At 36.3% G+C, this 26,678-nt stretch carries 24 protein-coding genes; 16 read left to right on the top strand and 8 right to left on the bottom strand.

The window, feature by feature from the left end; all coding sequences use genetic code 11:
* Positions 1-57: 57 nt before the first annotated feature.
* A complete protein-coding gene (locus I6F47_RS18560; protein ID WP_010552788.1) occupies positions 58-1,404 on the bottom strand; it encodes a DUF2254 domain-containing protein in 1,347 nt (448 codons plus the stop codon).
* A 153-nt stretch (positions 1,405-1,557) separates the two neighbouring features.
* Between I6F47_RS18560 and I6F47_RS18555 the strand changes: the two genes are divergently transcribed.
* The 14 genes from I6F47_RS18555 (at position 1,558) to I6F47_RS18490 (ending at position 16,405) form a co-directional block, all read left to right on the top strand.
* Positions 1,558-1,929 carry an MAPEG family protein gene (locus tag I6F47_RS18555; RefSeq protein WP_024609059.1) on the top strand — a complete coding sequence of 124 codons (372 nt, stop codon included), beginning with the start codon at positions 1,558-1,560 and terminating at the stop codon, positions 1,927-1,929.
* A 14-nt stretch (positions 1,930-1,943) separates the two neighbouring features.
* Complete coding sequence (locus I6F47_RS18550; RefSeq protein ID WP_024609060.1) at positions 1,944-2,576, top strand: sulfotransferase; 633 nt, start codon at positions 1,944-1,946, stop codon at positions 2,574-2,576.
* A 47-nt stretch (positions 2,577-2,623) separates the two neighbouring features.
* On the top strand, positions 2,624-3,196 hold the full coding sequence (locus I6F47_RS18545) for a tRNA-(ms[2]io[6]A)-hydroxylase (protein WP_007586685.1): 573 nt from the start codon (positions 2,624-2,626) through the stop codon (positions 3,194-3,196).
* Positions 3,197-3,408: 212 nt separating this feature from the next.
* The gene (locus I6F47_RS18540; protein WP_197184333.1) at positions 3,409-5,328 is read left to right on the top strand and encodes a pilus assembly protein N-terminal domain-containing protein; all 1,920 of its coding nucleotides are present in this window, start codon (positions 3,409-3,411) and stop codon (positions 5,326-5,328) included.
* Positions 5,325-6,002 carry a tetratricopeptide repeat protein gene (locus I6F47_RS18535; RefSeq protein WP_024609062.1) on the top strand — a complete coding sequence of 226 codons (678 nt, stop codon included), beginning with the start codon at positions 5,325-5,327 and terminating at the stop codon, positions 6,000-6,002. The genes I6F47_RS18540 and I6F47_RS18535 overlap by 4 nt, the downstream gene beginning before the upstream one ends.
* A 372-nt stretch (positions 6,003-6,374) precedes the next feature.
* Complete coding sequence (locus I6F47_RS18530) at positions 6,375-6,764, top strand: hypothetical protein (RefSeq protein WP_010552792.1); 390 nt, start codon at positions 6,375-6,377, stop codon at positions 6,762-6,764.
* A gap of 97 nt (positions 6,765-6,861) precedes the next feature.
* Entirely contained in the window at positions 6,862-7,629 is a 768-nt protein-coding gene (locus I6F47_RS18525) for a hypothetical protein (RefSeq protein ID WP_007586678.1), read from the top strand.
* Between the two features lie 6 nt (positions 7,630-7,635).
* A complete protein-coding gene (locus tag I6F47_RS18520; RefSeq protein WP_197184332.1) occupies positions 7,636-8,934 on the top strand; it encodes a CpaF family protein in 1,299 nt (432 codons plus the stop codon).
* Entirely contained in the window at positions 8,927-9,802 is an 876-nt protein-coding gene (locus I6F47_RS18515) for a type II secretion system F family protein (RefSeq protein ID WP_024589373.1), read from the top strand. The genes I6F47_RS18520 and I6F47_RS18515 overlap by 8 nt, the downstream gene beginning before the upstream one ends.
* Entirely contained in the window at positions 9,799-10,614 is an 816-nt protein-coding gene (locus I6F47_RS18510) for a type II secretion system F family protein (protein ID WP_197184331.1), read from the top strand. Before I6F47_RS18515 ends, I6F47_RS18510 begins: the two co-directional genes overlap by 4 nt.
* Before the next feature lie 9 nt (positions 10,615-10,623).
* The gene (locus I6F47_RS18505) at positions 10,624-11,790 is read left to right on the top strand and encodes a hypothetical protein (protein ID WP_024589371.1); all 1,167 of its coding nucleotides are present in this window, start codon (positions 10,624-10,626) and stop codon (positions 11,788-11,790) included.
* Positions 11,787-14,657 (top strand): ATP-binding response regulator, encoded by a 2,871-nt coding sequence (locus I6F47_RS18500; RefSeq protein ID WP_197184330.1) that lies wholly within the window; start codon positions 11,787-11,789, stop codon positions 14,655-14,657. The genes I6F47_RS18505 and I6F47_RS18500 overlap by 4 nt, the downstream gene beginning before the upstream one ends.
* Positions 14,658-14,694: 37 nt before the next feature.
* Entirely contained in the window at positions 14,695-15,120 is a 426-nt protein-coding gene (locus I6F47_RS18495) for a response regulator (RefSeq protein WP_024589369.1), read from the top strand.
* Between the two features lie 460 nt (positions 15,121-15,580).
* Positions 15,581-16,405, top strand: coding sequence for an alpha/beta fold hydrolase (locus tag I6F47_RS18490; protein ID WP_197184329.1), 825 nt, complete (start codon positions 15,581-15,583; stop codon positions 16,403-16,405).
* A 535-nt stretch (positions 16,406-16,940) separates the two neighbouring features.
* On the opposite strand, the gene I6F47_RS18485 is transcribed toward I6F47_RS18490, so the two are convergent.
* From I6F47_RS18485 to I6F47_RS18455, 7 genes are all read right to left on the bottom strand, one after another.
* Entirely contained in the window at positions 16,941-17,723 is a 783-nt protein-coding gene (locus tag I6F47_RS18485) for a hypothetical protein (RefSeq protein ID WP_169043645.1), read from the bottom strand.
* 264 nt (positions 17,724-17,987) lie between these two features.
* Complete coding sequence (locus tag I6F47_RS18480) at positions 17,988-18,947, bottom strand: sugar-binding transcriptional regulator (protein WP_002960874.1); 960 nt, start codon at positions 18,945-18,947, stop codon at positions 17,988-17,990.
* A gap of 248 nt (positions 18,948-19,195) precedes the next feature.
* On the bottom strand, positions 19,196-20,197 hold the full coding sequence (locus I6F47_RS18475; protein ID WP_197184328.1) for an ABC transporter ATP-binding protein: 1,002 nt from the start codon (positions 20,195-20,197) through the stop codon (positions 19,196-19,198).
* A 10-nt stretch (positions 20,198-20,207) separates the two neighbouring features.
* On the bottom strand, positions 20,208-21,038 hold the full coding sequence (locus I6F47_RS18470; RefSeq protein WP_197184327.1) for a carbohydrate ABC transporter permease: 831 nt from the start codon (positions 21,036-21,038) through the stop codon (positions 20,208-20,210).
* Positions 21,039-21,040: 2 nt separating this feature from the next.
* Positions 21,041-21,913, bottom strand: a complete 873-nt coding sequence (locus I6F47_RS18465) for a carbohydrate ABC transporter permease (RefSeq protein ID WP_002960879.1) — start codon at positions 21,911-21,913, stop codon at positions 21,041-21,043.
* 146 nt (positions 21,914-22,059) lie between these two features.
* Positions 22,060-23,364: an ABC transporter substrate-binding protein gene (locus I6F47_RS18460; RefSeq protein ID WP_197184326.1), complete on the bottom strand. Its 1,305-nt coding sequence runs from the start codon at positions 23,362-23,364 to the stop codon at positions 22,060-22,062.
* A 152-nt stretch (positions 23,365-23,516) separates the two neighbouring features.
* Complete coding sequence (locus tag I6F47_RS18455) at positions 23,517-24,845, bottom strand: hypothetical protein (RefSeq protein WP_197184325.1); 1,329 nt, start codon at positions 24,843-24,845, stop codon at positions 23,517-23,519.
* A gap of 529 nt (positions 24,846-25,374) precedes the next feature.
* On the opposite strand from I6F47_RS18455, the gene I6F47_RS18450 reads away from it, so the two are divergent.
* Positions 25,375-25,758 (top strand): response regulator, encoded by a 384-nt coding sequence (locus tag I6F47_RS18450; RefSeq protein WP_007582739.1) that lies wholly within the window; start codon positions 25,375-25,377, stop codon positions 25,756-25,758.
* Between the two features lie 13 nt (positions 25,759-25,771).
* Entirely contained in the window at positions 25,772-26,677 is a 906-nt protein-coding gene (locus tag I6F47_RS18445) for an AAA family ATPase (RefSeq protein WP_197184324.1), read from the top strand.
* Position 26,678: the final 1 nt, after the last annotated feature.

The following is a 26,678-nucleotide window of genomic DNA, read 5'->3' as shown; positions in this document are numbered from 1 at the left end:
CCGCGATTTAATCGCCCCTAGATTGAACAAATTTCAATTCAAATAATTCAACACGCCCTAGTGGTGCTCAAAACGTGCCACCAACTTCTCACCTTGCTCTTGGCTAATACGCGCTATTGAGTTGAGCATATTAGTCACTTCGCGTCTGTCGTATTCATTAGTTACATGTTCATTTATGTCATCAACAATCGCATTTAAATAATTAAATAAACTGTTGCGTGCATCGGTATCTTTATGGGCAACAAACAAAATATTTTTAAATGCCTCAAGCACGTTTGTCATTACGTATGCATCGCCTTTGGCGTAATTACGCAGCGGTGTAAAGTTGTCGTGTAATAACTCATCAAAGCTTGTTTCATGAAGGTACAACAATGGGGCATTATCACTGTGCTTAAACGAGTAGTTAATATCGTTAATTGAAAGCCTTTGGATAAGTAAAATACTCAGCATATCAATTGATTTAACCGCAGTACCTGGATCGTTTATGCCCGGGCTCATTGCCTTAACTGCAATTTCTGATATTTGCGTTAACCCATAACGGTAATGATCGCTAATGTACTCTTCTATATAAAAAATAAAGCAGTCGAGAATTTTATTTATCAGCTCTTCATCGTTCGCTATATCTTTATTACATTTTAAAAACGGATAGCCTTTAACTGTAAAATAGCCCTGGTTTACAGATATATACACCTTTATATCTTGCTCTGCCAAAATGGCACACAGCTTATCGGTATGTACGCCTTTATAATACCCTTCTGTTTTACTGCTAACCGAATGCCATTTGCTAAAGTCTGGAAAGTCTTCTACTGGGTTCTCTTGTTGTCTTTGTATTATTGTTTTAATTTCGTTTTTAGTTTGGCTAAACAAGCCATTTAATACGTTATCAACCTGAATGGCGCGAGAGATTGAATGTATAAAAAATACAAACAAACCTAATGAAATCAAGCCAAAAATAAGTGCAAACAACACACCAATTGAAGGAATAGCCGTACTGCCACCTTCAAGTTTATTAATATTTATAAGCATAATAATAGAGTAAATTATGCTGCCTAAATAAAACCCCAAAACCATTTGGTGTGATTTACGCGTAATAAGCCCAGGCACTACGCGGGGCGATAAACTCGCACTGGCCGAATTTAAAACAACCATAACCATAGAAAAACTAAAAACAGTAAGCGAAATAATACTCCCTGCTAAGGTGCTTAAAATAGTACGCGCGTTTTCGGCGCTATCAACAAGTACAACCGATATAAACGATTTTAGCTGCTCAATAGGGGCTAAATATTCAACCGACATAGTTATAATGGCAAATACTAAAAAGCCCACTGAAAGCATAGAAGGGTAAAAGCCAATACTGTTAATCATTTCACGGTAACTGTCGGCTACTTTGCGAGGTACAAACATAAAATCCTTATGTATTTTTCTACTTACTTAATACCCTTAGCTTAGCATAGGCATTTATTAAACTTCTGATAATGCTGCTCAAATTTATATGTTATTATCACGCCCACAATAATAAAGCGCATGCTTATGCGATAAAAATAACAGGAAAACGCCGTGATCATTTCAACTTATGCTGCATTACTTGCATTCTTTTACATTTATTTGAGCTTTAACGTAATAAAAGTGCGCCGCGCGGAGCAGATATCACTTGGTGATAATGGTAACGCAACGCTGCAACGTGCTGTGCGTGCCCACGCTAACTTTATGGAGTACGTGCCAATTGCTTTAATTTTACTTTTTTTGGCAGAATACCAAGGGCTTGCTAGCCATTACTGTCATATATTAGGTGGTGCGTTATTAATAGGGCGTGTGTTTCAAAATATAGGCATAGTAGAAAAAAGCCTGAAATATCGCCAAATTGGTACTATTACTACATTTTTAGTGATTATTGTTAGCGCCTTTGTATTGCTAGTGACACGTGGCTAATTAAAGAAAAGTTAATGAGCAAAATATTTATAATAGGTTTACCGCGTACCGGCACTACTAGTGTGTGCCACGCATTTTTAGAGCTTGGTATTACAACAGCGCATACCGCATATACTAATGCTTGTTTTGAAAATGCTAACGCGATTGCCGACACTCCCATATTTAATGACTTTAAAGCGCTTGATATTCATTACCCAGACTCTAAGTTTATTTATTTAGAGCGCGAACTTGGTGCATGGCTTGTATCAATAAAACAGCTTTTAACGCGTATGCACACTAATTTAACCCGTGCAGACGGGGGCTTTAATATTCATATAAAACGTTGTTATTTAAATACGTTTAGTGAGCTTTCGCTTAATAATATTAGCGACGATAGTTACTTAGCAGACTGTTATAAAAAACATTTTAATGATGCTCAAACGTACTTTAAGAACCGTGACAACGATTTTTTATCCATTGATATAGCAAAACCTGATAGCTACAAAAAGCTATGCGATTTTTTAGCGTTAAAAAGTGATAAAACTGATTTTGAAAAAATGAATATGGGCGGCAAAGTTACCGCGTGGAACGATATTAAACACCCGTTAAAAGTTGAATCTACGGCTAAAGGGCGCATAGATAAATTACTGCCTTACAAGATTTTTTAAATCAAATACGTTAAAATCCCCACATTATTATTTAAGTTGTACAGAACATGTTTGAATTAAAATACCACACCCCATTTGAATGGACCGAAGTTGTCCTTGCTGACTTTAATACTTTTTTACAAGATCACGCCGCTGCAGAAAAAAAAGCATCGGGTATGGCTATGTCTATGCTTTCGCATTACCCAGACAAACGTAAATTAGTAAAAGCTATGACCGACTTAGCGCTAGAAGAATTAATACATTTTAAACAAGTACTTAAATTGCTTTTAGAGCGCGATGTAAACCTAGGTGACGACAAAAAAGATCCGTACATAAAACAAATACGTGCACTATTTAGACACGGTCGTGATGGTTTTTTAATGGACCGATTACTGGTTGGCGGTGTAATTGAAGCACGTGGCCACGAACGTTTTTCTTTAGTTGCACAAGCGCTTCCTGAGGGTAAAGAAAAAGACTTTTATGTTGCGATTGCCAAGTCAGAAGAAAAACATAAAAACCTATTTGTAGAACTAGCTTACGAATACTTTGAAAAAGAAGAAGTTGATGTTCGTCTAGAAGAGCTGCTTATAGCTGAAGCTAAAATTTGTGAAAGCATTCCGTTTACAGCCGCTTTGCATTAATTAAAACTAGCGCAGAGCTTATTTTACTCGCTTTGCGCCATACACTTCTGCTCTTATTTCTTTGTTAATCTCTTCATGAATCATTGATTTGCAATTTGCGAATCAAAATAATAAAAAACACGTTCATACATCTTAATCCATTGATTATAAAAACAAAAACCATTGGCCTCATACTTGCTATCTATATAGTAAGCAAATTGAGGGAAAGGCTTATGTTAAAATTTATTTTTATACTATTACTAATATCTTTTACCGCTATGGGCAGTGAAAGTCATTTAGATTATATAGAAAATGCAAATGGTGAGCGGGTACAAAAAGTATCGCACTTGGTTAAATGGACGCATACTCGCTTTGTGTTTACCCGTGATATTTCGCGTATAGCACTAGGCCACGAAACAACGCTTGATGTGAACGTGGTTAATGGTCGCGAGCTACTAATTTTAGCTAAAAAGTTAGGCCGTACATCTATGATGGTGTGGTACGACGATAAAAGCTCGGAAACATTTTTACTTGGCGTAACCGAAGACTATAGCGTACTAGAAAATGCCTTAAACGATATTCACCCTGACGTGCAGTTAACCATAGCACCTGATCGCCATGCTGTTGTATTACGCGGTGAAGTACCTACTATAAATTATCGTCATGCCGCTTATGAAGCTGCAAAAAACTACCTTTATGCCAGTAGCTCACAAGCATCACAACCCGTTATTACCTCAAATCCTAACCAAGGTATGTTTAATTCACTTGCTCAACGCTTGCAAGGATTGGGTAACGCAAACGGCGGTAGCTCTCAAAATTCGAGCAAAGTCGCTATTATTAATTTAATAAAAGTAACTCAAGCACCTAAGCCAAAAGAAGAACGTATTAGCGAAGTGATTAAATCAATGGGCGCAGATAAAGTGACCATTAAACGCATCTCGGTTGATGAGTTATCAAATGACGACAACGATGTGTTTTTACTTTCTGGCTCTGTAAAAAACCAGATAGAGCTAGTGCGCTTATTAAATACAATTAATAAATTATTCGAACCAGAGCAAGCATTACAAACTCAGGGATCTCCTCTTGATCCTAATAATTTAATGGGCGGCGCAACGCAGGATAAAAGTTCAGGTATTGAAGTACTTGCCAACGAGTCGGGCGGTTTAATAAATGATGCTACCTCAGGATTAAATTTAAGTAATGTAAGTTCAAACATTGCAAGAGCAACGTTGCTTTCAGTGGCTGGCGGTAAAGTTTTGTCGAGCATTGAAGTTGAAGATTTACCGCAAGTGCGTGTATCGGTGCAGCTATACGAAGTAAATCAACGTAGGTTAAAGCAATGGCGCCCAGATATTAGCGTGCTCTCTAATGGATATGAAAAAGAAGCGGGCTTGTTTGGTCGTGACGGTATGACTAATCGCGAATCTGGCTCTGCAACAATAGAAAATGCGCTGCAATTAATTGGTGGTCAATTAACTAATAACTTACAGCTTTCAAGCTCACAGTTTGCCATTGATATGTTGTTTTCATTACTTGAACAAGAAGGTATTTCTCGAACGCTTTCTCGCCCTACAATCACGGTTTTAGCCGGTGAAAGTGCCGTGTTTAAAGTCGGTGGTGAAGTACCTGTACCTACAAGTTATAGCCCATCTGGAATTACAAGCGGGCAGCAAGGTAGTAGTGGGTCGGTGTTTAGCGGTACAGAATTTAAATCATTTGGAGTTGAATTAAATGTACGCGCCATGGTTGACGACAAAGACAGAATAACACTTGATCTAAACCCAGTAATTTCATTACCCGATACCACGTTAACCGCCGAAATTGCACAAAGTACAGGCAGCAGTTTAAACAGCAGTGCATTTAATACACGCAGCATGCAAACATCAACGCGTTTAAAAGACGGACAACCTCTTATTATTGGTGGCTTAATTAGCACTGATAACAATGCAAGCCACGACTTTGTACCTGATGGCAACGGCAATAGCATGCTAGGAAAGTTAAGCGAAACAACCAGCAAAAGTGAAAACAACCGCGAGCTTATAATTGTTGTAACTCCAAACCTGGTGCGTGAGCCAATTAATACATTACGTTCGTGGGAGCAGGCAAATATAGACACCCAGGTACTTAGCTATATACAGGAGCAAGGGCTATGAAAATATTTTATATTATTTTACTTCTTACTTTATCGGGTTGCGCTCATATTGATTACAAGCCAACAGTAAATCCTTACAACGCGTTGGGTGACATAGTTAAAAAATACCAATTAAACGCCCAACCATTAAAGTGCGAAGGTATTAATGCAAGTAACTGTTTGAACCTAGTGCATGAGGTGAATCAATTAATGCTTGAACACCCCGATAACACGGCAATACTTTCAATATCGGCATATGTACTTTATAAAAGTGGCCGTGCTAATCAGTCTCAACAGGTTATAAACACTCTGCTTAATAAAGCTAACCCGCCGTTAAACGCAATTACTTTAGGGGTTACGTTAGCAATAGAGCAAGGTAATTTAGCTAAAGCAAAAAGCATTGCTCAATACGGCGTTGATGTTTTTGGTACACATGCTTCACCATACCTGCAAATGGCCTCTATACATTATGCTCAGGGCAGTTACGTTATAGCTTCAAACTACTTAGAGCTTTCGGTTAAGTTTGGTTTAAATAGCACCGCCTATTTTTACCATAAAGGGTTAATTGAAGAAGCGAATACCAATAATTTATTGGCCTGTGGCTACTATGAGCAAGTTTTACGTGCAGAACCCACGCATAAAAAAGCACTTGCTAGGCGCGGTAAACTCTCCGTTTTAGGTAATTGTTATTCTTAAGGCCTTCGGGCCTTTTTTATACCTAAAATTTGGCATTATTAAGGAGCCAAAACCACTTTATTATTTATCAAAAATAGGAGTAAAGCTTACGCTCATCCTACGTTTTATACATAACCTCACAAGATTGCTTTTAATATTTCCCCCTTACACTATCCATCAGTTTTAATAATACTTTCAATAACGTAAACCTAGCATTATTTATCTAAAATATTTTTAATATTGATTTGCATTTTGCAAATCAAAAATGAAAACATCTAATAAACAATAACCATTAAAAACATAACTAACTGTATTTAATGGTTATTTATAGCTGGCATGGTCCTCGCAATATGTAAAGTGAGCATAAGCTCTTCTAATTTAAAGGCTACGATTATGAAAACTATTAAACATAACTTAAATAGCAAAAAGCAAAAAGGTTTTGTACTAACGTCAGAGCTAATCATTCTTTCTACTTCAATGGTAGCAGCACTTGTAATTGGTTTATCTACATTACGTGACTCGGTAACCAGCGAACTTGAAGATGTAGCTGAAGCAATTGGCTCACTTGACCAAAGCTATGTATTTGACGGCATGATTAACGCCGAAGGCACTGCTGAAGTGTCTGGCTCTGGGTTTGTGGATTCAGTTGATGTGTACGCAGGCGATGGCAGTTCATTCACTTTTGTTGCATCAGACTTTAGTGAAAGTGCCGCACTTGTTAATGCAACACCAAGCGGCGATGCTGCAACACGTACAGCAGCAGGCGGTTCACAAGGTAACTAACGCAAGGTACCCAATATAAGGCAACCAGGTTTGAATACCAAGCTTAAGGCTCACTGCCACAAAAGTGTGGCAGTGAAAGTTACTCTGGAGGAATATTATGAAAAGTAAAAGTAACAAAGGCGCAACCACTGCGGCTCTCACATTACTCATCACCTCTGGCATGTTAGCTTCGGCTTTGGGCATTAGACAGGTAAACGATGAAAATAGCGTAACAGCTTGGGTAGTAAACAAAAATATGTCGGCCGGTCAAACAGTAACCGTTCACGATGTAGAACAAAAAAGTATAGATCCAAGTAACTATTCAAATATTGCACTGAGCGTTCAAAATCCGCGTGCATTAATTGGTCAAAAATTAGCAACTAACAAAATGGTTGAACAACCCTTGTTCGACACCGATTTTATTAGAGCGAAAAGCCAAAATTTATCAGAAGCCATACCGGCAGGGCGTGTTTTATATACTTTAAAACTAAACACCTTAGATATTCCGCTTTCGCGCATACACAAAGGTGACCGACTCGACATAGTCGCTAAAACTAATCGCTTAGTAAGAACAGTTGCCCGTGATGTACAGCTTATTGGTGTTTCAAAAGGTCCTAAATCGCAAGCCGCTAAAAGTGGCGTAATGGATAATTTAGCTAAAGAGTCTAACTCCGCTGCGGGCGGTGTTTCGTTAGTCCTTGCGGTACTTCCAAAAGATGTTTATTCGTTGGCGGGTATAGATAACGCCGACAAAGTTTCAATTATTGTGCATAGCGCTTATGACATTGAACAAGGTCGTTTGCAAAACTTTTCACGCTTACAAACCAGTCGCACAATCGAAGTGGTTAAAGGCGTTAAAAATGAAGCTGTATATGTAGCTAAGTGAGTTTTTATGTTTAATTTATCAAGCAAACATGAAGAAGTTCAAACCAGTTTAAGTACCTTTGAAGAGCTTAAAAAGCTATTGCACGATGCCGTTATCGAAGAGTACGAACAAGAACCAACCGCGCTTTTATCAAGTAATGTTCTCGAAAAAATCTCTGCTTTGTGCAGTGAAATTCCACAATTTAATCAATCTTCATTTAACCAACATCAACAAGAGCAGGTTGTTCAGGCTGTATTTGATGAAATTCAGGGCCTGGGTCCTATTGCACAGTTTATGCTGGACGATCAGGTAAGTGATATTTTAATAAACGACACGCAAGATATATGGATTGATAAACAAGGCAAACTACTTTGCACTGCCAGTAAGTTTGATGACGAACGCCATTTACGCCGATTTGTTGATCGCTTACTTGATGGCTGTGGTCGACAAGTCAATGCGCTTATGCCAATTGTTGATGGCAAACTAAAAGATGGTAGCCGTGTTCATATTATTGTACCGCCTGCGTGTACCAGCGCCGCGATTGTATCGATTCGTAAGTTTAATCATAAAAAAATAAACGATGACTTTTTAGTTAATAATCATTTTTTAGATAAAAACATCTTATTGTTTTTAAAAAGTGCAGTTAAAACAGGCGTTAATATTTTAGTGTGTGGCAATGCGGGGGCTGGTAAAACGTCATTATTAAACGTACTTGCCAACTCAATTAATCCAAATGAACGTGTTGTAACCATTGAAGAAAGCGCTGAGCTTAATTTGCATCACAACCATGTTGTGCAATTGGAAGCCCACGACACAAACAGCGATGGTAAAGGTGCAGTAAGCCTAAGAGATTTAGTAAAAGCAGCCCTTAGAATGCGCGCAGATAGAATACTTGTTGGAGAGGTACGCTCTGGCGAAGTAATCGATATGCTCCAAGCAATGAACTGTGGTCACCAAGGTTCGATGACGACCATACATGCTAACAGCGCAAATGATGCCGTTATTCGTTTATCTACCTTAGTGCAATTACACAATGCACAACTGAGCGATACCCATACAAGTTCGCTAATCGCGTCGAGTATTCAACTTATAGTGCATGTTTCTCGCTCAACTAATGGCACCCGAACTCTAAAAAGTATTGGTGAAATTAAGCGTGTTAATGGCGGCGCACATTTTAGCCCGCTATATAGTATTAACGAAGCAGAGCCTGTACAAAGTGAGTTAATAAATACCTCGAGTGTTATTGAGTTTATGAAAGGTCAAGGGGCAAATGCACAAGAATTAAAAGCATTACTGCACAATAACCCGGAGGCTAACAATGACTAAACTTGATTATTTATTAGCTATAGCGGCGGTTATAACCTTTGTACTTGCAACTAGTGTGTTGGTTTCTTTGTATGCTAAAAATAAAAGCAGCCAAGGCACTAAAAAAGTAGATATTTTAGAAGAAAAAGACGTCCTTACTTTGTCACTACGAGTGCTAGGCTTAAACATAAGTAACGCCTGGTTTATAAGCATGGCGTGCTCGCTCTCTAGTAGCTCATGGTTTTTAGCTAAATTATATTACCCAGAGGCATCAACCAGCGCGTTTATTATTTCAATCGTGGTTTTTGTAACCTGTTTTATAACTGTGATTGACTTGGCTCATTATAAATTAGCAAAATTTGAGCATCATTTTTTAGAATTTATTGAAACCGTACAATCGTGTTTAAGCACAGGGTTATCGCTACAGCAATCAATGCAGTTTGCTGATGAACATGCAGACCCATATATAAAAAAACAAAGCACCTTACTAATACAACGCATGAGCATGGGTAGTGATGCCGAAACGTCGTTTGCCCCTTTAATTGAAAGATACAACTGCGAAACCGTAAGATTGTTTGCTCATAGCATCATTACACATACACAAAGCCAGTGTGATTTAACCGATATGCTAAAAAGCGTATGCAACATGATGTCGCTTCGGACCCTCGACCGCCAACAGCTAAAAGCTAAGCTTTCGGGTACTAAGTACGCTGCTGTATTTAGTGGTTTTTTACCTTACGCACTAATTCCTTTATTTAGCTATACCGATCCAACCTGGTTTGAACCATTATTAAACGATCCTAATGGGATTGCATTTATAACGGTTGCGCTTCTTTGTCAGCTATTTGGTTTTTTATGGCTACGCCTTAGCTTAAGGGTAACATTATGATTGATATACTTTTACTTATCGGACTTTTAGTAAGTATGGGCTCATTTATCCATATTCATAGGCAATCTCTTAAAGTCGAATTAGATAAACCCGGTACTAAAAACATTAATTGGTATCCGCTAATCATCATCTCTAAACGTCAACTAAGACAAGCAGGGATTCAAATTAATAAAATATTAATAAGCCTGTACTGCTTCAAAGTGGCTGCTACTTTTAGTGCATTTACGGTTATAGAACTAACAGGTTATGAGCTGAGCCAATCGATTAAATTATTACTGTGTTTTATGTGTTTTTTTGCACCCGAATGCTGGTTTTTATTACGTAAAAATCAACGCAAAACCACTATTAATAATAGCTTAGAGTTTTTTTTACGGGTGTTACTGGTTTACATGCGCGCTGGATTTTCACTAGAGCGCTCATTTGCATTGGCGGTTGATCATGGATTAAGTCAGAAACACCCATTATACAAAGAGCTAAAGTTATTTTTATTCGAACTAAGCGCAGGTAAAGATCGTGAATTTGCATTTAATTCACTTTTTGAAAGAACCGGCGTATTAGGAATTAAAAAACTCGCCAACTTAATGTTAATAGGGTCAAAACTTGGTACGCCACTTATCCAAGCAGTAGAGGCTCAACTTGAAGGCCTAGCTTTAAAAAAGAACATTTTACTCGCTAAAAAGGTAAACAAAAAAGCGATGCACACAACCTTTCCCATTATCTTAATTTGTTTTCCGATGTTTTTGGTATTGGTGTTTTTTCCCGCAGCATTACAAGTAATGAACGTACTTAAAATGCTTGTAGAAGTGTTATAGGAGCCTGATATGAAAAAGCATTATCAACAAGGGTACATACTTACTATTGAGCTTATATTAATTATAACTATTTTAATTATTGGCTCAATTGGTGGGGTGATTTTAGTAAGGGATGCCCTTATTAAGCGCCACCAAACTAAGGTAGATAATCAAATTACTGTCGTTGATGCTAATAATAGACCACTCGGTATTGCAGTAAGTTTTGATGAGCATCAAGCACCACTCATTTTTTATACAGATCGTGGAGCAAACAACACGTACAGGGCATTAATAGGCATAAGAGATGATAGGTTTACCTCGCGAGAAGCTGTTTATTACGATGCTCCAAATTGCCAAGGTAACCCGTGTTTAAAGGGCTTAAGCGATGAAGCAACCGACAGCCAAGGTGTCAGCAAGTTAAATAATACCGGTAATGTAAGTTATATAAATGCGCTGCAGCAAGGTCCAAATTATGCAATAGGGCAGTTAGGTAACACCGTTATTGGTCAGTTATTAAAAAGTACGCCACAACAATGCCCTGCTAATAGTGAACAAATTCTATCTCGTTATGTATCGCAAAAAGTAGTAACAGGCTCACCTTGTGAAAGCTTTGAAATAGATAAACAACCGGCCGACAGCAGTTGTTTAGTTGGAGTAACAGCTTTAGGAAATCCACTTTTAGGTACAAGCGATCAAGGTTTATCGCAATCGTGTGATACATGCCAAACAGGGTACGAATCGCAAGGTGACATACTTGATTTATATTTACCTCAGGTAGAACCGCTTTTAAATACAGCCCTTAATGCGCTTTCATTAGTAGGTATAGGCACAAACGTTGATATAGAGCTTGGTACAATATGCTGCCCAGAAGGTACACGCTTAGAAGAAGATGAAAACATTGTAGAGACACTCGTCTTCACTATTTTACAAACTACATTTGAGCTGGTCGGGATCGATTTAGTAAATAACCTTATCATTAGTGAAACACTGAGCTTAATAGGAATTGAGCCAGGCATTACATATTGCAAAACATCACTTAATTTAGTTAATGCAGAACAAGTAATTAATATCACCACAGGCGAACCTGCACTTAGTAGCTTAACACCACCATTTAAAGTTTTACTGCCCGTACATAGCGGCCAAAACAGTACAACGTGGATACATACTCCCCCAAAAGGGGAAGGAGAACGTCAATGAACGCCTCAAATATATTTACCTCACATGCTAATTTAGCAGATACACCAACTGATGAAATATCAACAGAAATTAAAGAAACGCTAACGCTACTAAAACAGTTTTATGACGTTGCAATTGTTAAATTTATCGATTTTAGAGAAGTTTATTCAGAGCAGTTAATAACCTGCAACGATAAAGAAAGCGTCGAAAATGAGTTATTAAGCTATCAACAACGCTGCACACAAGAAAAACTATATTTATTTGAAGATACTTTTTTTGATGATGTATCAAACAACACTCACAAATTAATTCGTTTTTATGCACAATATCCAATTTATAGTGTCACTAATAAATTGATAGGCGTAGTGCTGATGGCCGATTTAGCACCTAAAACATTAATAGGTTCACAAAAAGATCAGTTTATTTCATTTGCTCAATTATTGCAGACACAGTTAAATAAAAATTCAGATTCAGTAAGTAATCAAAGTACTAATCCTGAGAAAAAGAATTATGGGGAAAAGTATATTCATGTATTTAGTTTAGCGCCCGTCGCATTCTTAATTGCATTAGTATTATGCTCATTCACTGCATTACTTCTTTATACTATAGAAAAAAAGGAGCTGCAAAGTAATTACAATGAACAAACTCAGCAATTACGTAAAACGTTATTTAATGCTTTAGAGCGATTTGATAATCAAGGATTATATATATCGCAAAAAGATTTAGTTATCGCAGGTTTTTTACAAAGCCAAAATAGCTATACAAAAGAACAACTTAATAATTTAGTACAGAGTCAGGTTTCACAAAGTTTAACTTATAAAGGGTATGTTGTGTTTGATTCTGAGTATAACCAGCTTGCACTTTGGTCAAAAAATAATTTTGATTTAGCCGCGTATGGGTTTACAAACTGGTTAGAAAAATTCAATAAAAGAGCAAATAAACAAGCAGTAGAAGTATTTACGGTTGCTGATACGGCCTTCTTAATTTCTGAAATAAAAATAAAACAAGGCTCTATTTATACTCTTACAGCATTTGATTTAAGTAAGTTTTTAAAAGCCGTTATTGGCAAATTAAACACTGAAAATTATAACGTTTTTATAGCAACACCACAGTTTACTTTAGGAAAACAAGGAGAAGTAAACCCGAGTATAATTAAAAATAGTATTAGCGCTTTAAGCAGTCGTTTTCCACCTACTTGGCGCTTGCATGTGCAACCAATGAATAAAATAGTACGACCACAAATAACTAAATACAGTTTAATTAGATTAGGGTTAATCTCTTTTTGTGTATTCGCGTTTGTGTATTATTTTTTACGTTTGCCAAGGCGTTTACACAGTGAAATAAAACAAAAAAATCAGTTAATACTCAATAGAGAGGAGCTTTTTTCAAGTTCTCTGGATGCACTGCCGCATGGGTTTGCTATTTTTAATAGCCACGAATTTCCTGTGATTACCAACAATGCTTTTAATCTTTTATTTGCACAGGTGAATAAACAAAACAGTCAGCTATCGTATAGCCAGCTGATAAGTATTGCGCAGCAGCATAATATTATAAATCATTACCATGAACATCATAAGCTTGATGATGATCGTAACCAATTAATAGATATAGGTTTTACAGACGGGAAGTGGATAACTGTATTACAAAGACATACAGATTTTAATGGTTTCGTTTGCTACTTTAGAGATGATACAGAGGCACATCAAAAAGAATGTTTACTCGCTGATGTTCTCGAAAAATCAAAACAGACAAATCAATTAAAAGAAAAATTTGTTACAAGGCTTAGCCGTCAGTTGAAAACGCCTTTATCATCTTTAAAGTCATTAATTGAAATATCTAAAGATCCAATAAGCTTTAACGAATTTAAAAACAATGTGGGGAATATTTCTGATGTGTGCGACCAGCTTGAAAGTGTGATTCAACAGCTCGTAAATATAAATAAATCAGAGATAGGTAAGTTAAAGCTTCAGGCCAAAAACGTAAACCTAAATCAAATGATCAATAATAATATATCGATTTTAGCTAAAGAGGCTGAAAATAAAAGAATCGTTCTTAAAAATAATATTACGCCTGAATTAACGGTCGCAAGCGATGAAAAGTTAATTTCTCAATTGGTTATTCAGTTAGTGACTGAGGTTTTGGATTCATCAAATAATACAACGCTTTCAATTAACGCTCAGATTAAAAATGAAAGTAAACGTAATTACTTACACCTCGATTTTTCATTAAGTAATTTGATCGACAGTAGTAACTTTATAACTGAGCTTAAAAGTATATCGGGTGATGATATAACGCGCTTTATAGATGATAAAGACGTGTCATTAGAGTTAAAGTTTTTTATTTCAATATTTAAAATGTTAGGTGGTAAAGCGATAACTGTAAGTAGTAACGCGAATAAATCAACGATATCACTTTCTATGTTGGTAAACATAGCAACCAAACAAGGTAAGGGTAAAGACAACGAGCAAGAAGCACCAAGTAGCTCGTTAACAAATACTGATTTAGTAACTAACAAACACCAAAACACGCTATTACTGGTTGATGACGATCCTCTTGTTGAGATTGTAATTAGAGCAATGCTAAAAAATGAGAATATTAAAATAGATTACGCGCGCAGTGCAATAGAAGCAATGTTGATGGTATCGCAAAACAGTTACGACATTATTTTAATGGACATAGTAATGCCAGAATTGTCGGGAACTGACGCTATGTTAAAAATTAAAAAACACAGTGACAATTTGAAAACTAAAATAATTGCGCATACATCGACACCCGATACAGATTCAAAATACGTTAACCAGGGCTTTGATGACATGCTATTAAAACCAGTAAAACAAGGTGTATTAATAAACCAAATAACACGCATTTTAAAAGATAAGTCGTTATAAGTTAGCGTATATTACTGGAACAGTAATGAGGTAAAAAATGAAAAACACTATTGAAAATATGACTGAAGTTATCGAGTTTAAAGTAACGCCAATAAATAAAACTAAACGACTGCTTTTAGTAGATGATGACTTGCTAATAGAAATAGTAATTAGGAAAATGCTTAACGAAGAAAATATTTTAATAGATTTTGCATCAAGTGCTATAGAGGCACTACTTATGGTTTCTCAAAATATTTACGATATTATTTTAATGGATATAGTAATGCCGCAATTTACAGGTACCGACGCAATGCTAAAAATAAGAAAGCATGCTGACGCATCAGCAACAAAAATTATCGCTCATACATTTAGTGAAAACGAAAATAGTGATAACAAGTATGTGAAGCTTGGGTTTAACGGTCTGTTATTGAAGCCAGTTAAGCAAAGTGTATTAATAGAAAATATTAGATCTTTCTTGGAATGATAAATAGAAACAGTAGGGCGGTTAACTATTTTTTATTTATAGCTTACTAAAAAATTAAATTATAACTTTTGAAAGCACTAATATTTATTAGTGCTTTTGTGTATATGAACCTTTAATTTATTTAAATTTGTAAAAGTCCTTTAATAAGAATAATTACTTCAAATTATTCCTTCAAAGTATTACAAACTTCGCTTTTGTAATTGTTGCATGTATTCAAGTCATCGTTTCACACTTCTTAAAGCGGTTTGATAAACACAATTGTTAAACGCTGTAATATTATAAAGTCAGTAAATTTATTTAGCCTAGAGCCCACGTATCGCAAGGGTTTAACTTTTAAAACATTAAGATTTTTTAAAAACTAATAAATACTCATATTGGGACGGAATTTGCTTTATAAGGCTATATTCTAATTTTATAGTTTACTAAATATTATAATTTTTAAAGTTAAAGAGGCAAAATTATGAACAAGACACAGTACGTTACAGTAGAAGGTCATCAAATTGCTTATCAAGAAATGGGACAAGGAACACCTTTATTATTGATACATGGTATTCCGACTAATAAATTTTTATGGCGAAATGTGATGCCAAAACTTGCATCAAAATATCGAGTAATAGCACCAGATTTACTTAACTTTGGTGAATCAGATATGCTAAGTAACACTGATGTATCTATAAATGCGCAATGTAGAATAATGTGTAAGTTTATGGAAGAACTCGGTATTTCTAAAGTTAATATTGCTGCACATGATATTGGTGGTGGTGTTGCTCAATTAATGGCTGTAAATCATCCGGATAAAGTAAACGGGTTGGTTTTAATTGATAGTGTATGTTTTGATTCTTGGCCAATACCAGAATTTGAACCTTTGCTAGAACCAGGTGTAGAAGAAAAAACAACTGTAGCTGAATTTGTGGATACATTAAGAGATTTCATGCCCAAAGGTGTTTACGATTCGAGCGTAATGACTGAAGAGTTGATGAAAATATACTTAGCACCATGGAGTAATGAAAAAGGAAAAGCCGCTTTATTTAGTAACATGCGCAGGCTCAATAAAGAATATACCGAAGCTATTACAGGCGATCTTAAAAGCTTACCTCATGAAACACTCATAATATGGGGTAAAGAAGACAAGTTTCAAAAGCCAAAGTATGCACCAATGTTAGAAGAAGCAATTCCAAATTCATCATTGATTTGGATAGATAGAGCCGCTCATTGGGTTGTTGATGAACATCCAGATAAAGTGTCTGATCTTATTAGTGAATATATGAATGATAAAATGTTTTAATGTTAACGTTTTACATCACTGATTCAAATAGTAATTACTTTAGTTTATTAGATTAACGCATTGAATAAATATACCGTTTTGTTGTTATAATTATTAAACGGTATATTTAAAAGTAGGTACACGCGTTAATTTCAAATATTAATGAGTAATAAACACTCAAAAATAAAGGCGTTACATAGAGTATTGAAGCACATTATGCTGCTTTTTTTTAAAAACCACCAATTTAACATAATGAGGTTGCTTCAACCTATTTTAAACTTCCTTCGTCATCACTACTATTATAAAAAGCCGGAATTAAAGTAGGTGCCTTTACAACTCTAGAGATAGTTCATACACTGAATCAAATTTCAGCTTAACAGCTTGTTATAAAATACTATTAAGATTAAATGTATTAATTAAAATTATATGAGGTTAGGGCATTATATGAGGTTAGGGCAGTGAGCTTCCTGTATTTATTTCTCTGTATAATTAATTCACTAATCTAGATGATGATAATTTTAAATTTCCACCAACATTTAAATTATTACCTTTATGTTTAATTATCATTAAAGTACTTAATTATTAGTTCATCACTAAATAATTTTGACTCTAAATTATCTTGTGAATGAGCAATTAGTGCCGCTTTTTTTAAAAAATTGATTTCTAAATCTACCGCTTTAGTATCTGAAGTTATACCTTCGAGAGTTCTTTTAACATGTATTTTTATCAAAAAAATAGCAATTAACATTTCTATCCCTAATTTCCCATATAAATTAAGTAAATAGCCTTTTTTATGGGCATCATCAGAAAGCTCACTGTAAAGCTGAAATATATACGTAGCAAAAACACTAGGGCTAGCTGTGCTTTTATGAACGAGTTCCAAGAATGTAATTCTATTAATAAACTCAAAGTCATCTTCACTTAAATTCTCGTTACTTTCTGCATAAGCAAGGTAAGACCCTCCAATTAACTGCAAGCTTTTACCAATTTCCCAATGACATAATTCTGGCTCATCACTTAAAGGTTTTTCAAGCTTAATGAAATAATCATTCACATATCGAGAAAATATACCAATGGTTGAATTATATAAAGAATCTTGTCTTTGAAGTTCTAATCCATTTTTTGTATCACGCCAAGTCCAATATAAGAGCATAATAGTGACAAAAAGAAAAAGTGGTGACAATAGATTATTAAAATATGTAGCGGTATCGATCCAATTTTTTATAGGCGTATTTAAATTGAAATTGAATCTATAGAAGAAAAATAAGATAAATATGGAAGATACTACTGTCGATATAGATACGATTGTAATCACCGTATAGTTTTTACTTTTACCCATATAGATTATCCTTAATATACATTCCAGAATTTCCTATTTTATACCAAAAAGGGCTTTTATACATTGATTAATGAAGGTGAGTAACTTCGTTATGTATTTATTTACGCTATTTAACATAATATAAATTATGGGTAATTAATGCATATATAGAAAGAGCGCTTAAATGCACCCTTACTATGTCCAATACTAGACGGTATCGGACATTAAGTGATTTTATTACAATAACAGGTATTACTAATACAGATACTTTATTTATCAATTTGTTTAATCAATACTTAATAAACGCTCAGCTGTATATTCGTTAGTAATTAATCCGCTGATCATGTTTGACCTTACTGCGCCCAAAATGGCTAACACTTTTTCTTCACCAGCAGCTATCGCATAAATCTGTTTGTTAGCATTTGTTTTTAATGGCGTACTTGCTACACGCTGATTAACTGTGCAATCTAAAAGCTTACCGTTTTTATCAAACACCCAACTAATCATTTCACCAACGGCACCAAGATCTTGTAACTCTTTAAGTTCTTGCGCATCAATAAAACCATCTATATGTAATGGCGACTTTTCACCTAAGCTACCAATACCCACAAATGTTACATCGGCATCTTTAGCGAGTTTTAAATTACCGGTAATATTTTGTTGTGCATGTAACTGTTCTTTTTCTTCAATACTTCTTGGTAAAACTGGCAATGGCATTGGGTAATGTTTTGCATTGGTGTGTTCGGCCATTCTTACTACAACATCATAAGGTGAAGCCGATCCATCCAAAGCCATATTACCTAGCATTGCTACAATTTTATGTTGCGGACAATCAACAGTTCTTAGCTCATCTACACATGAACGTAAAACTCGACCGGTTCCCATAGCAAGTACTTTGGGTTGTTCTGATTTTAAATGACGTTCTATTTCAGCCGCGCCAGCTTGAGCCAAACCAAGCGTGGACGATGGTTCAGATGGATCGCTCGGTACAACTTCACACGAATCTAACCCAAAACGGCTTTTTAATTTTTCGGCCAAGTCCATACATTTAGCAATCGGGTGGTCAAGTCTAACTTTAATTAGACCTTGGCTCACAGATAATGCGACCATTCTTTGTGCAGATTGACGAGATATATTTAGCTTTTTAGCAATTTCATCTTGTGTGTTACCGCCAACATAATATAACCACCCTGCTCTGGCTGCATCATCTAGCTTTCTAATTTCTGTATTTGATAGCTTTACCACGTAAACCTCTTAAAATATAAGGAAAACTAAATCCTTATTTTCATTACATAATTTTAATTATATGTGCTGCTATATAAATTATTTTATTAATTTTGGAATATCTATTTATCAATAACGTTTTTGTTATTTATAATTGTAAATATACCATTCCTTAATAAAAAATACCTAGGTTTCATAGGATTATGTAATTAGAATTTAGTTAATAGCACCCTTATAAAGGTGCTATTTAAGGTAATTAAAAATTGGCTTTAGCGAATAGTTAAACCGTTATTATCAAACTTTAATACTTTATCTGCCGGTGCGCTTAGGTAAATACTGTCGCCATATTTTAATGGGCAATCACCATCCGCTTTTACTGTTACGGTCCCTTTGCCTTCAATATTTATATGTAAAAAGCTCTCCGATCCTAAATGCTCAATTACACCTACAGTTCCAGTCCAAGTACCTTGCTCAGTAGAGAGTGTTATATGCTCTGGTCGTATACCAATACAGCTAACATTCGCATCTTCACTTTGTGGAGCATCTATAAAATTCATTTTTGGCGAACCAATAAAACCAGCTACAAATTTGTTTACAGGGTTTTTATAAAGCTCTAAAGGTGTGCCTACTTGTTCAATAATACCGGCATTAAATACCGCGATTCTATCTGCCATTGTCATGGCTTCAACCTGATCGTGTGTAACATAAATCATTGTTGTAGCTAAACTTTTATGTAATTCAGATATTTCTAAACGCATATTTACACGTAGTGACGCATCAAGATTTGAAAGTGGTTCGTCAAATAAAAATGCCGAAGGCTGACGAACAATTGCGCGCCCTATCGCTACACGCTGGCGCTGACCGCCCGATAATTGCCCAGGCTTTCGGTCTAAATAATCAGTTAAATTTAGAATTTTAGCGGCGTTAGCAATTTTACTTTCGATTTCTGCAGGGCTTACCTTGGCTCTTTTTAAAGGAAAAGCAATATTGTTACGCACTGTCATATGCGGATATAACGCATAGGATTGAAACACCATTGCTAAGCCTCTTTTTGCAGGCGGTGTTGTTGTAGCGTCAATGCCATCAATTTCTATATTACCACTGGTGGTATCTTCAAGACCTGCGATCATACGAAGTAATGTAGATTTACCACAGCCCGATGGACCGACAAAAACGATAAACTCACCGTCTTTAATTTCTAAGTCGAGCGGTTTAATTACGTTAACTTCATCAAAGTTTTTAGTGACTTGTTTTAGTGTGATGCTGCCCATGTGTATTCTCCTATTTTACTGCGCCGAAACTTAATCCACGCACTAATTGTTTTTGACTAAACCAACCAAGTATTAAAATTGGCACAATCGCCATGGCAGATGCTGCCGATAACTTAGAGTAAAATAACCCCTCAGGGCTTGAGTAACTGGCAATAAATGCCGTTAAAGGTGCAGCATTTGCAGCGGTTAAAATAAGTGTCCAAAACGCTTCGTTCCACGACAAAATAACATTGAGCAATAACGTTGAGGCTATACCTGGTAAGGCTATTGGCAATAAAACATGAAATATTTCTTCACCAATTGTTGCGCCATCCATACGTGAAGCTTCAAGTATTTCGTTTGGTATTTCTCTAAAGTAGGTGTAAAGCATCCATACCATTATTGGTAAGTTAATGAGTGTCATTACAATCACTAAACCTAATTTTGTATCGAGTAACGCAAAGTCACGAAACAATAAATAAATCGGAATAAGTACGCCTACTGGCGGTAACATTTTGGTTGAAAGCATCCACATTAATAAATGCTTTGTTTTTTTAGTTTGTACAAAAGCCATAGACCAAGCAGCAGGTACCGCAATTAATAAGCCCAGTAAACTTGAACCTAGCGATATAACCACAGAGTTCCAAAAATGGGTAAAGTATGGCGAACGTGACAGTACATCGCGGTAGTTTTCGAGTGTCCAATCGAATGCATATAAGCTTGGACTTGCTGAAATTGCTTCAGCTTCCGTTTTAAAGCTGGTGATTAACGTCCATAAAATTGGAAAGAAAATCATGCCGCTTATTGTCCATGCAGCAATGGTATAAATTAGTTTGGAACGACGGCTATCTTTTATAGTCATAATTAACCCTCCAAGTTTTTGCCAATTAAGCGCATTAAAAATATAGCGACTATATTTGCAATAATAACTGCAACTATGCCCCCTGCCGAACCGCCACCTACGTCAAATTGAAGTAGTGATTGCGTGTAAATTAAGTACGTTATATTGGTCGACGAATAACCAGGGCCGCCACTAGTTGTAACTAATATTTCAGCAAAAATTGACAGTAAAAATATAGTTTCGATTAAAATAACCGCAGTTACAGCACGCGATAAATGCGGTAAAACGATGTAAAAAAACTTACTAAATGGGCCTGCTCCGTCCAAATCAGCCGCTTCTAATTGCTCGCGGTCTAAAGATTGTATAGCTGTTAGTAGTATTAATGCTGCAAACGGTAACCACTGCCAAGACACAATTATGATGATTGAAAATAACGGCATTTGAGCAAAAAAGTCGATAGGTTCAAAGCCAAGCCAAATCGCGAAATGTGCAAATAAGCCATTAACTGGGTTCATTAGCATGTTTTTCCATACCAATGCCGACACAGTTGGCATTACAAAAAATGGGGCTAGCACCATAATGCGAACATAGTTTCGTCCCCATATTGCTTGGTCTAGTAAAATAGCTAAGCCAATACCACCACAAATAGTGATAAGTAAAACCCCAGTTACTAAGTAAAGCGTGTTAAAAAATGATTCAAAAAAAGCCGGATCAGTCAGGAAAAATTCATAGTTTAAAAAGCCTACAAACTCTTTATCCCCAGGAACGAGTAAGTTGTAATCAATAAATGAAAAATACAGTGTCATACACAGCGGAACTATCATCCAAGCAAGTAATAAAATTACACTAGGAAGAAGCATAAACCGAGCAAGCGTGCGCGAGTTAGTTGTTGCCATAAAGGTGACCTTAAAAAAGCCAATTCTATTTACTTGTTAACTATCAAGTGAAAATCAGAAACCCTTGATAGTGTTTATAACTAACAAGTAAATAGAATTGACATAAAATATTGGGTAAGTTTGAGTACTTACCCGCCCATTACATGCTATTTAGGATAGCGAGCTTTACGCATTGTTCGCTCAACGAGGTGCTGAGACGTACTAAGCGCTTGCTTAACGGTCATTTGGCCAGTTAATGCTGCTGAAAATTGTTGCCCAACAGCTGTACCAATTCCTTGAAACTCAGGAATAGCAACAAACTGAATACCTACATAAGGCACCGGTTTAACGGTTGGATTTTTAGGATCTGCAGATTGGATAGAATCTAAGGTAATTTGCGCAAACGGTGCTGCGTCCATGTACTTTTGATTACTGTAAAGTGATTTACGTGTACCTGGCGGTACTTTTGCCCAACCTTTTTTGTCAGCTACAAGTTGAGTGTATTCTTTTGATGTCGCCCAGCTAATAAATTTCATTGCGGCATCTGGTTTTTTGCTGCTTGCCGGTACGGCTAAAGTCCAAGACCATAACCAGTTACCGCGTTTACCTAGACCATTATCTGGCGCAAGTGCAAACCCTACTTTATCGGCAACTTCTGAGTCTTTTTTATTAGTAACAAATGCGCCTGCAACGGTTGCATCAATCCAAATACCACATTTTCCTGTTTGGAATAGTGCAAGGTTTTCGTTAAACCCGTTTGCAGATGAACCAGCAGGTCCTGACTCTTTCATTACATCGACATAATACTGAAGGGTATTTTCCCACTCTGGAGTATTAAACTGTGGCTTCCAATTCTCATCAAACCAACGAGCACCAAACGAATTAGCCATTGATGTAATAAGCGCAACGTTTTCGCCCCAACCTGCTTTACCACGTAAACAAAGGCCGTAAACACCTTCTTTTTTATCTGTCATCGCTTTAGCAGCTTTGCGTATAAAGTCCCATGTTGGGGCTTTAGGCATTGTCAGCCCCGCTTTATCCATTAAATCGGTGCGGTACATAACCATTGAGCTTTCGCCATAAAATGGGGCAGCATAAAGTTTGTCGTTAATCGTTAAACCGCTTCGGATTGCTGGGATTAAATCGTCTAAATCGTAATTTTCACCTAAATTATTTAACTCTTTTAACCAATTTTGTTTGCCCCAAATTGGTACTTCATAAGTACCTATGGTCATAACATCATATTGGCCGCCTTTTGTTGCTACATCGGTAGTGACACGTTGGCGAAGAATGTTTTCTTCTAGGGTGACCCATTTTAGATCTATATCAGGGTTTTGGCTGGTAAAGTCATTGCTTAATTCTTTCATGGTGATCATGTCACCATTGTTAACAGTCGCTATTGTAATTGTTTCTTTTGCCGCAGCGCCCATGCTTATAAAGCCACACGCGAGCATAATTAATTTATTTTTCATCGGGTATTCCCCATACACGTTATGTTTTAACAAGTGCTATTAAATTTCAATCTATTTCCAATTCTATTTATGGCAGTTTTAACGCATAAAACTGCCCGCAAAGTGCCTTTTTAGGTCCTTTGTTTAAATAGTTAGACTAGTTGGATAATGATTTAAAATTTAACAGATATTTCAGAAGTGAAGCCGTCAAATCCTTTACCGATTTGGCCGCCCGAATTAACACCTTCTTCTTGGTTAACATACTCAACTTTTAAAAGCGTTTTATCGTTAAACCAGTAACCTGCGGCTACTTGAATACGCTCTACTGTGTTGTCTGTTTGTTCAATTAAGTCGGAAGTGTTTTCGGCTTCTGCATAACGAGCCGCTACATATAACTTTTTAGGGATTAGATATTGTTGTGCTTCAAACACGAAGTACTCAACCGATGAGTCGCCTTCTATTACACTGTTTGAATCAAAAGTAGTGCCATTTTCATCAGCTATGCCGTTTGTACCAAAGTAGGTAATACCGGCAACTGCATTACCAGCGGCATCTGCAAATGTGTAATCATCAGATGATTTACCAACCATAAAGATTAGGCTTGTTTCGTCAGATGGTTGATAAGCTAAATTAAGCTGGATGATTGATTGCTCAAGCCCTGGCATTGCGCCAACGTGAGTGTCACGCTCGTTTGAAGGTGACGCTGAGAAGTTATAGTTTTCACCATCGCCAAAGCGATAGTTTGTTGTGGTTACACCATCAAGACTGGCTACGCCGTTTTCAAAACGTAACTGGTCGCCTTGATTCGCTTTTAATAAGTTTAAGCCTGCTTTAAAGCCACCTTCAAATTCTAGAGTACCTTGAAGTCGGTAGTTATAACCTCTGTCTTCTTGAAAGGCTTCACCGAAACTAGAAGTCGTAATGTGACCTGTAACATTATAAGCACGTACTACACCACTATCGAAAGTTTCGCTGTAACTTAGCTGTGCGCCGTTTTCGGCGGTTGCGTAATCGGTAATACCATTACCAATAAGTGCATTATTTTGGTTATCTGCGCCGTCTTGAAAACCTTTAAATTGAAATGGTGAGCCACCAATATTACCCAAACGCAGTGTTAAATTTGCGTTTTCTTTTGGTGTGCCATAAAGACCTAGTAAGTCAAATTCAACACCTGCAAAATCGTTGTGAAATGAAAAGTCACGATCTTCGCCACCAAAGTCATTAGGCTCTTCTGCAATATCTATATCGGCAGTGATGAACTCGTTAATATGAAATTTAAGCATTAGATTAGCTCTAATACGGCCAAATCCTGACTCTTGTTCTTCATCTTCTGGGCGAAATGCGCCGTCTTTAGCTTGAATTGACTGAAAGTTTTGCATTAGTAAAAAGTCTACGTCAACGCGATCTAAATATTCAGAAATATCAGCCTGTGCTGGAGCCGATGTAGCCATAGCTGCCGCTATGAGAGAAATTGCAAATTTAGTCTTTTTATTATTCAACATAATAAGCTCTTTATTTAGTGTGGTGTGTGATGCCAACTTTATTAAATTGCATATTCATTTAATGAAATTGGTATTAATTCAGTGTGTATAGATGAGGCTGGCTGAGCAAAGCATTAAATAGTTAATGAAATCGCACTTGTGAGCATAAGCCCATCTGCTGAGCATAATCACAGAATGAATTTAGAAGGTCAACGATTTTTTATTACAAAACGTTTACAAAAAATCGAATTTATATGTAAATATTTTTGAATCAATAAGTTAAGTAGCAAATTTGTTACATCAAATTTTGAGGAAATAAAGTGTAGGATTAAGGGATTTATCGTATATACGTCATTATTGTTCAATACAATTAATGAAAATATAAGTTAGTAGAAGATATGAAAGCAGGTAATCCTTTAAAAATAGGTTGTTGGGCAAACCTATAAACAGTTTATTTATTAGTGTTTTTTAAGTAACGTTCTTGAGCTTATGATGGGGTTAGCTTAGTATTAAAGCACTTAGATGTATTCAAAATAGAAGTAACCTACATATGGAATTTGTTCGCCCGCTAGAGCCCATCCTCATTATTGATGACGTTAAGGAAATTCGTGATTATCTAAACCAAATTTTAACTGACTTAGGGTTTGAAGATATATTAGAAAGCGCTGATTTTAGCTCTGCTAAACCTATTATGAACAATAAACCGCCAGGCGTTATATTTGTAGATGTAGATTTACCTGACTCTAACGGTGCAGATATATTGGAATACATTAATAGTGCTTACCCGCACACTCATGTTGTTATGTGCTCTGGCCACAATAGTCTCGAAAACGTACAAAACACGTGGGAAATGGGCGCTAAAGGCTTTATTGCAAAACCTTTCAACACAAAAAAAGTAGACACTGTAATGAAGCGTCTTGAAATAATAGAATAATAATAAGGTTAGCATGCATAGTACTGTTACTGCGATTATAGAAGATCTTTCGAGTGTTATATTTGGTAAACAACAACAAATAAAACTGGCACTTACATGCTTATTTAGCGAAGGGCATTTACTCATTGAAGATTTGCCTGGTATGGGAAAAACCACTCTTTCTCATGCATTGTCAGCTGTGTTAGGTTTATCGTATCAGCGTATTCAATTTACCAGTGATCTTCTGCCTGCTGATATTCTGGGTACTAATGTATTTAACTCTACCGAGCACAGTTTTACGTTTCATAAAGGCCCTATTTTTAGCCAAGTTGTTTTAGCTGATGAAATAAACCGCGCAGGGCCTAAAACACAAAGTGCGTTGCTTGAAGCAATGGAAGAGCAACAAGTAACAGTCGATGGAAAAAAATATACGCTGCCAAATCCATTTTTTGTGATTGCAACACAAAACCCGCTCTACCAATCAGGTACTTACCCGTTACCTGAGTCGCAATTAGACCGTTTTTTAATGCGTATTAGCTTAGGTTTTCCACCTAAAGAAGCCGAAAAACGCTTAATTTTGAATATGCAAAAACGAGATTACAGTCAGTTACCTAAGCGTATTAACCAACAAGAGTTAGCGGCAATTCAAACCCAGATAAGCCAAATTACTTTAAGTAGCCCGGTTATTGATTACATTATAGAGCTTGTTAATTACACACGCACAAGCAACGCTTTTGCATCTTCGTTATCACCGCGTGCCAGTATGGCTCTTGCTAAAGCGGCTAGGTCGTGGGCATTTATTGATGGTCGTAATTTTGTAATGCCAGAAGATGTTCAAGCCGTATTTGCAAGTGTGTGTCAGCATCGTTTAGGTTTGCATAATGAGTCAGGTGAAGCGCAAGTAAACGATATTTTAAAAAACGTTTTAGTTCCGGTATAAA

The sequence above is a fragment of the Pseudoalteromonas sp. NZS37 genome (assembly GCF_015864265.1).
GTDB classification, from domain to species: Bacteria; Pseudomonadota; Gammaproteobacteria; order Enterobacterales; family Alteromonadaceae; genus Pseudoalteromonas; species Pseudoalteromonas arctica.
The sequence above is the reverse complement of the archived record's forward strand: the minus strand, read 5'-3'. Positions and strand labels throughout refer to the sequence as shown.

What these genes read in the sequence shown, in the direction of transcription:
- I6F47_RS18560 (WP_010552788.1), bottom strand. Translation starts at nt 1,404, where the DNA reads ATGTTTGTACCTCGCAAAGTAGCCGACAGTTACCGTGAAATGATTAAC.
- I6F47_RS18550 (WP_024609060.1), top strand. Translation starts at nt 1,944, where the DNA reads ATGAGCAAAATATTTATAATAGGTTTACCGCGTACCGGCACTACTAGT.
- I6F47_RS18545 (WP_007586685.1), top strand. Translation starts at nt 2,624, where the DNA reads ATGTTTGAATTAAAATACCACACCCCATTTGAATGGACCGAAGTTGTC.
- I6F47_RS18540 (WP_197184333.1), top strand. Translation starts at nt 3,409, where the DNA reads ATGTTAAAATTTATTTTTATACTATTACTAATATCTTTTACCGCTATG.
- I6F47_RS18535 (WP_024609062.1), top strand. Translation starts at nt 5,325, where the DNA reads ATGAAAATATTTTATATTATTTTACTTCTTACTTTATCGGGTTGCGCT.
- I6F47_RS18530 (WP_010552792.1), top strand. Translation starts at nt 6,375, where the DNA reads ATGAAAACTATTAAACATAACTTAAATAGCAAAAAGCAAAAAGGTTTT.
- I6F47_RS18525 (WP_007586678.1), top strand. Translation starts at nt 6,862, where the DNA reads ATGAAAAGTAAAAGTAACAAAGGCGCAACCACTGCGGCTCTCACATTA.
- I6F47_RS18520 (WP_197184332.1), top strand. Translation starts at nt 7,636, where the DNA reads ATGTTTAATTTATCAAGCAAACATGAAGAAGTTCAAACCAGTTTAAGT.
- I6F47_RS18515 (WP_024589373.1), top strand. Translation starts at nt 8,927, where the DNA reads ATGACTAAACTTGATTATTTATTAGCTATAGCGGCGGTTATAACCTTT.
- I6F47_RS18510 (WP_197184331.1), top strand. Translation starts at nt 9,799, where the DNA reads ATGATTGATATACTTTTACTTATCGGACTTTTAGTAAGTATGGGCTCA.
- I6F47_RS18505 (WP_024589371.1), top strand. Translation starts at nt 10,624, where the DNA reads ATGAAAAAGCATTATCAACAAGGGTACATACTTACTATTGAGCTTATA.
- I6F47_RS18500 (WP_197184330.1), top strand. Translation starts at nt 11,787, where the DNA reads ATGAACGCCTCAAATATATTTACCTCACATGCTAATTTAGCAGATACA.
- I6F47_RS18495 (WP_024589369.1), top strand. Translation starts at nt 14,695, where the DNA reads ATGAAAAACACTATTGAAAATATGACTGAAGTTATCGAGTTTAAAGTA.
- I6F47_RS18490 (WP_197184329.1), top strand. Translation starts at nt 15,581, where the DNA reads ATGAACAAGACACAGTACGTTACAGTAGAAGGTCATCAAATTGCTTAT.
- I6F47_RS18485 (WP_169043645.1), bottom strand. Translation starts at nt 17,723, where the DNA reads ATGGGTAAAAGTAAAAACTATACGGTGATTACAATCGTATCTATATCG.
- I6F47_RS18475 (WP_197184328.1), bottom strand. Translation starts at nt 20,197, where the DNA reads ATGGGCAGCATCACACTAAAACAAGTCACTAAAAACTTTGATGAAGTT.
- I6F47_RS18470 (WP_197184327.1), bottom strand. Translation starts at nt 21,038, where the DNA reads ATGACTATAAAAGATAGCCGTCGTTCCAAACTAATTTATACCATTGCT.
- I6F47_RS18465 (WP_002960879.1), bottom strand. Translation starts at nt 21,913, where the DNA reads ATGGCAACAACTAACTCGCGCACGCTTGCTCGGTTTATGCTTCTTCCT.
- I6F47_RS18460 (WP_197184326.1), bottom strand. Translation starts at nt 23,364, where the DNA reads ATGAAAAATAAATTAATTATGCTCGCGTGTGGCTTTATAAGCATGGGC.
- I6F47_RS18455 (WP_197184325.1), bottom strand. Translation starts at nt 24,845, where the DNA reads ATGTTGAATAATAAAAAGACTAAATTTGCAATTTCTCTCATAGCGGCA.
- I6F47_RS18450 (WP_007582739.1), top strand. Translation starts at nt 25,375, where the DNA reads ATGGAATTTGTTCGCCCGCTAGAGCCCATCCTCATTATTGATGACGTT.
- I6F47_RS18445 (WP_197184324.1), top strand. Translation starts at nt 25,772, where the DNA reads ATGCATAGTACTGTTACTGCGATTATAGAAGATCTTTCGAGTGTTATA.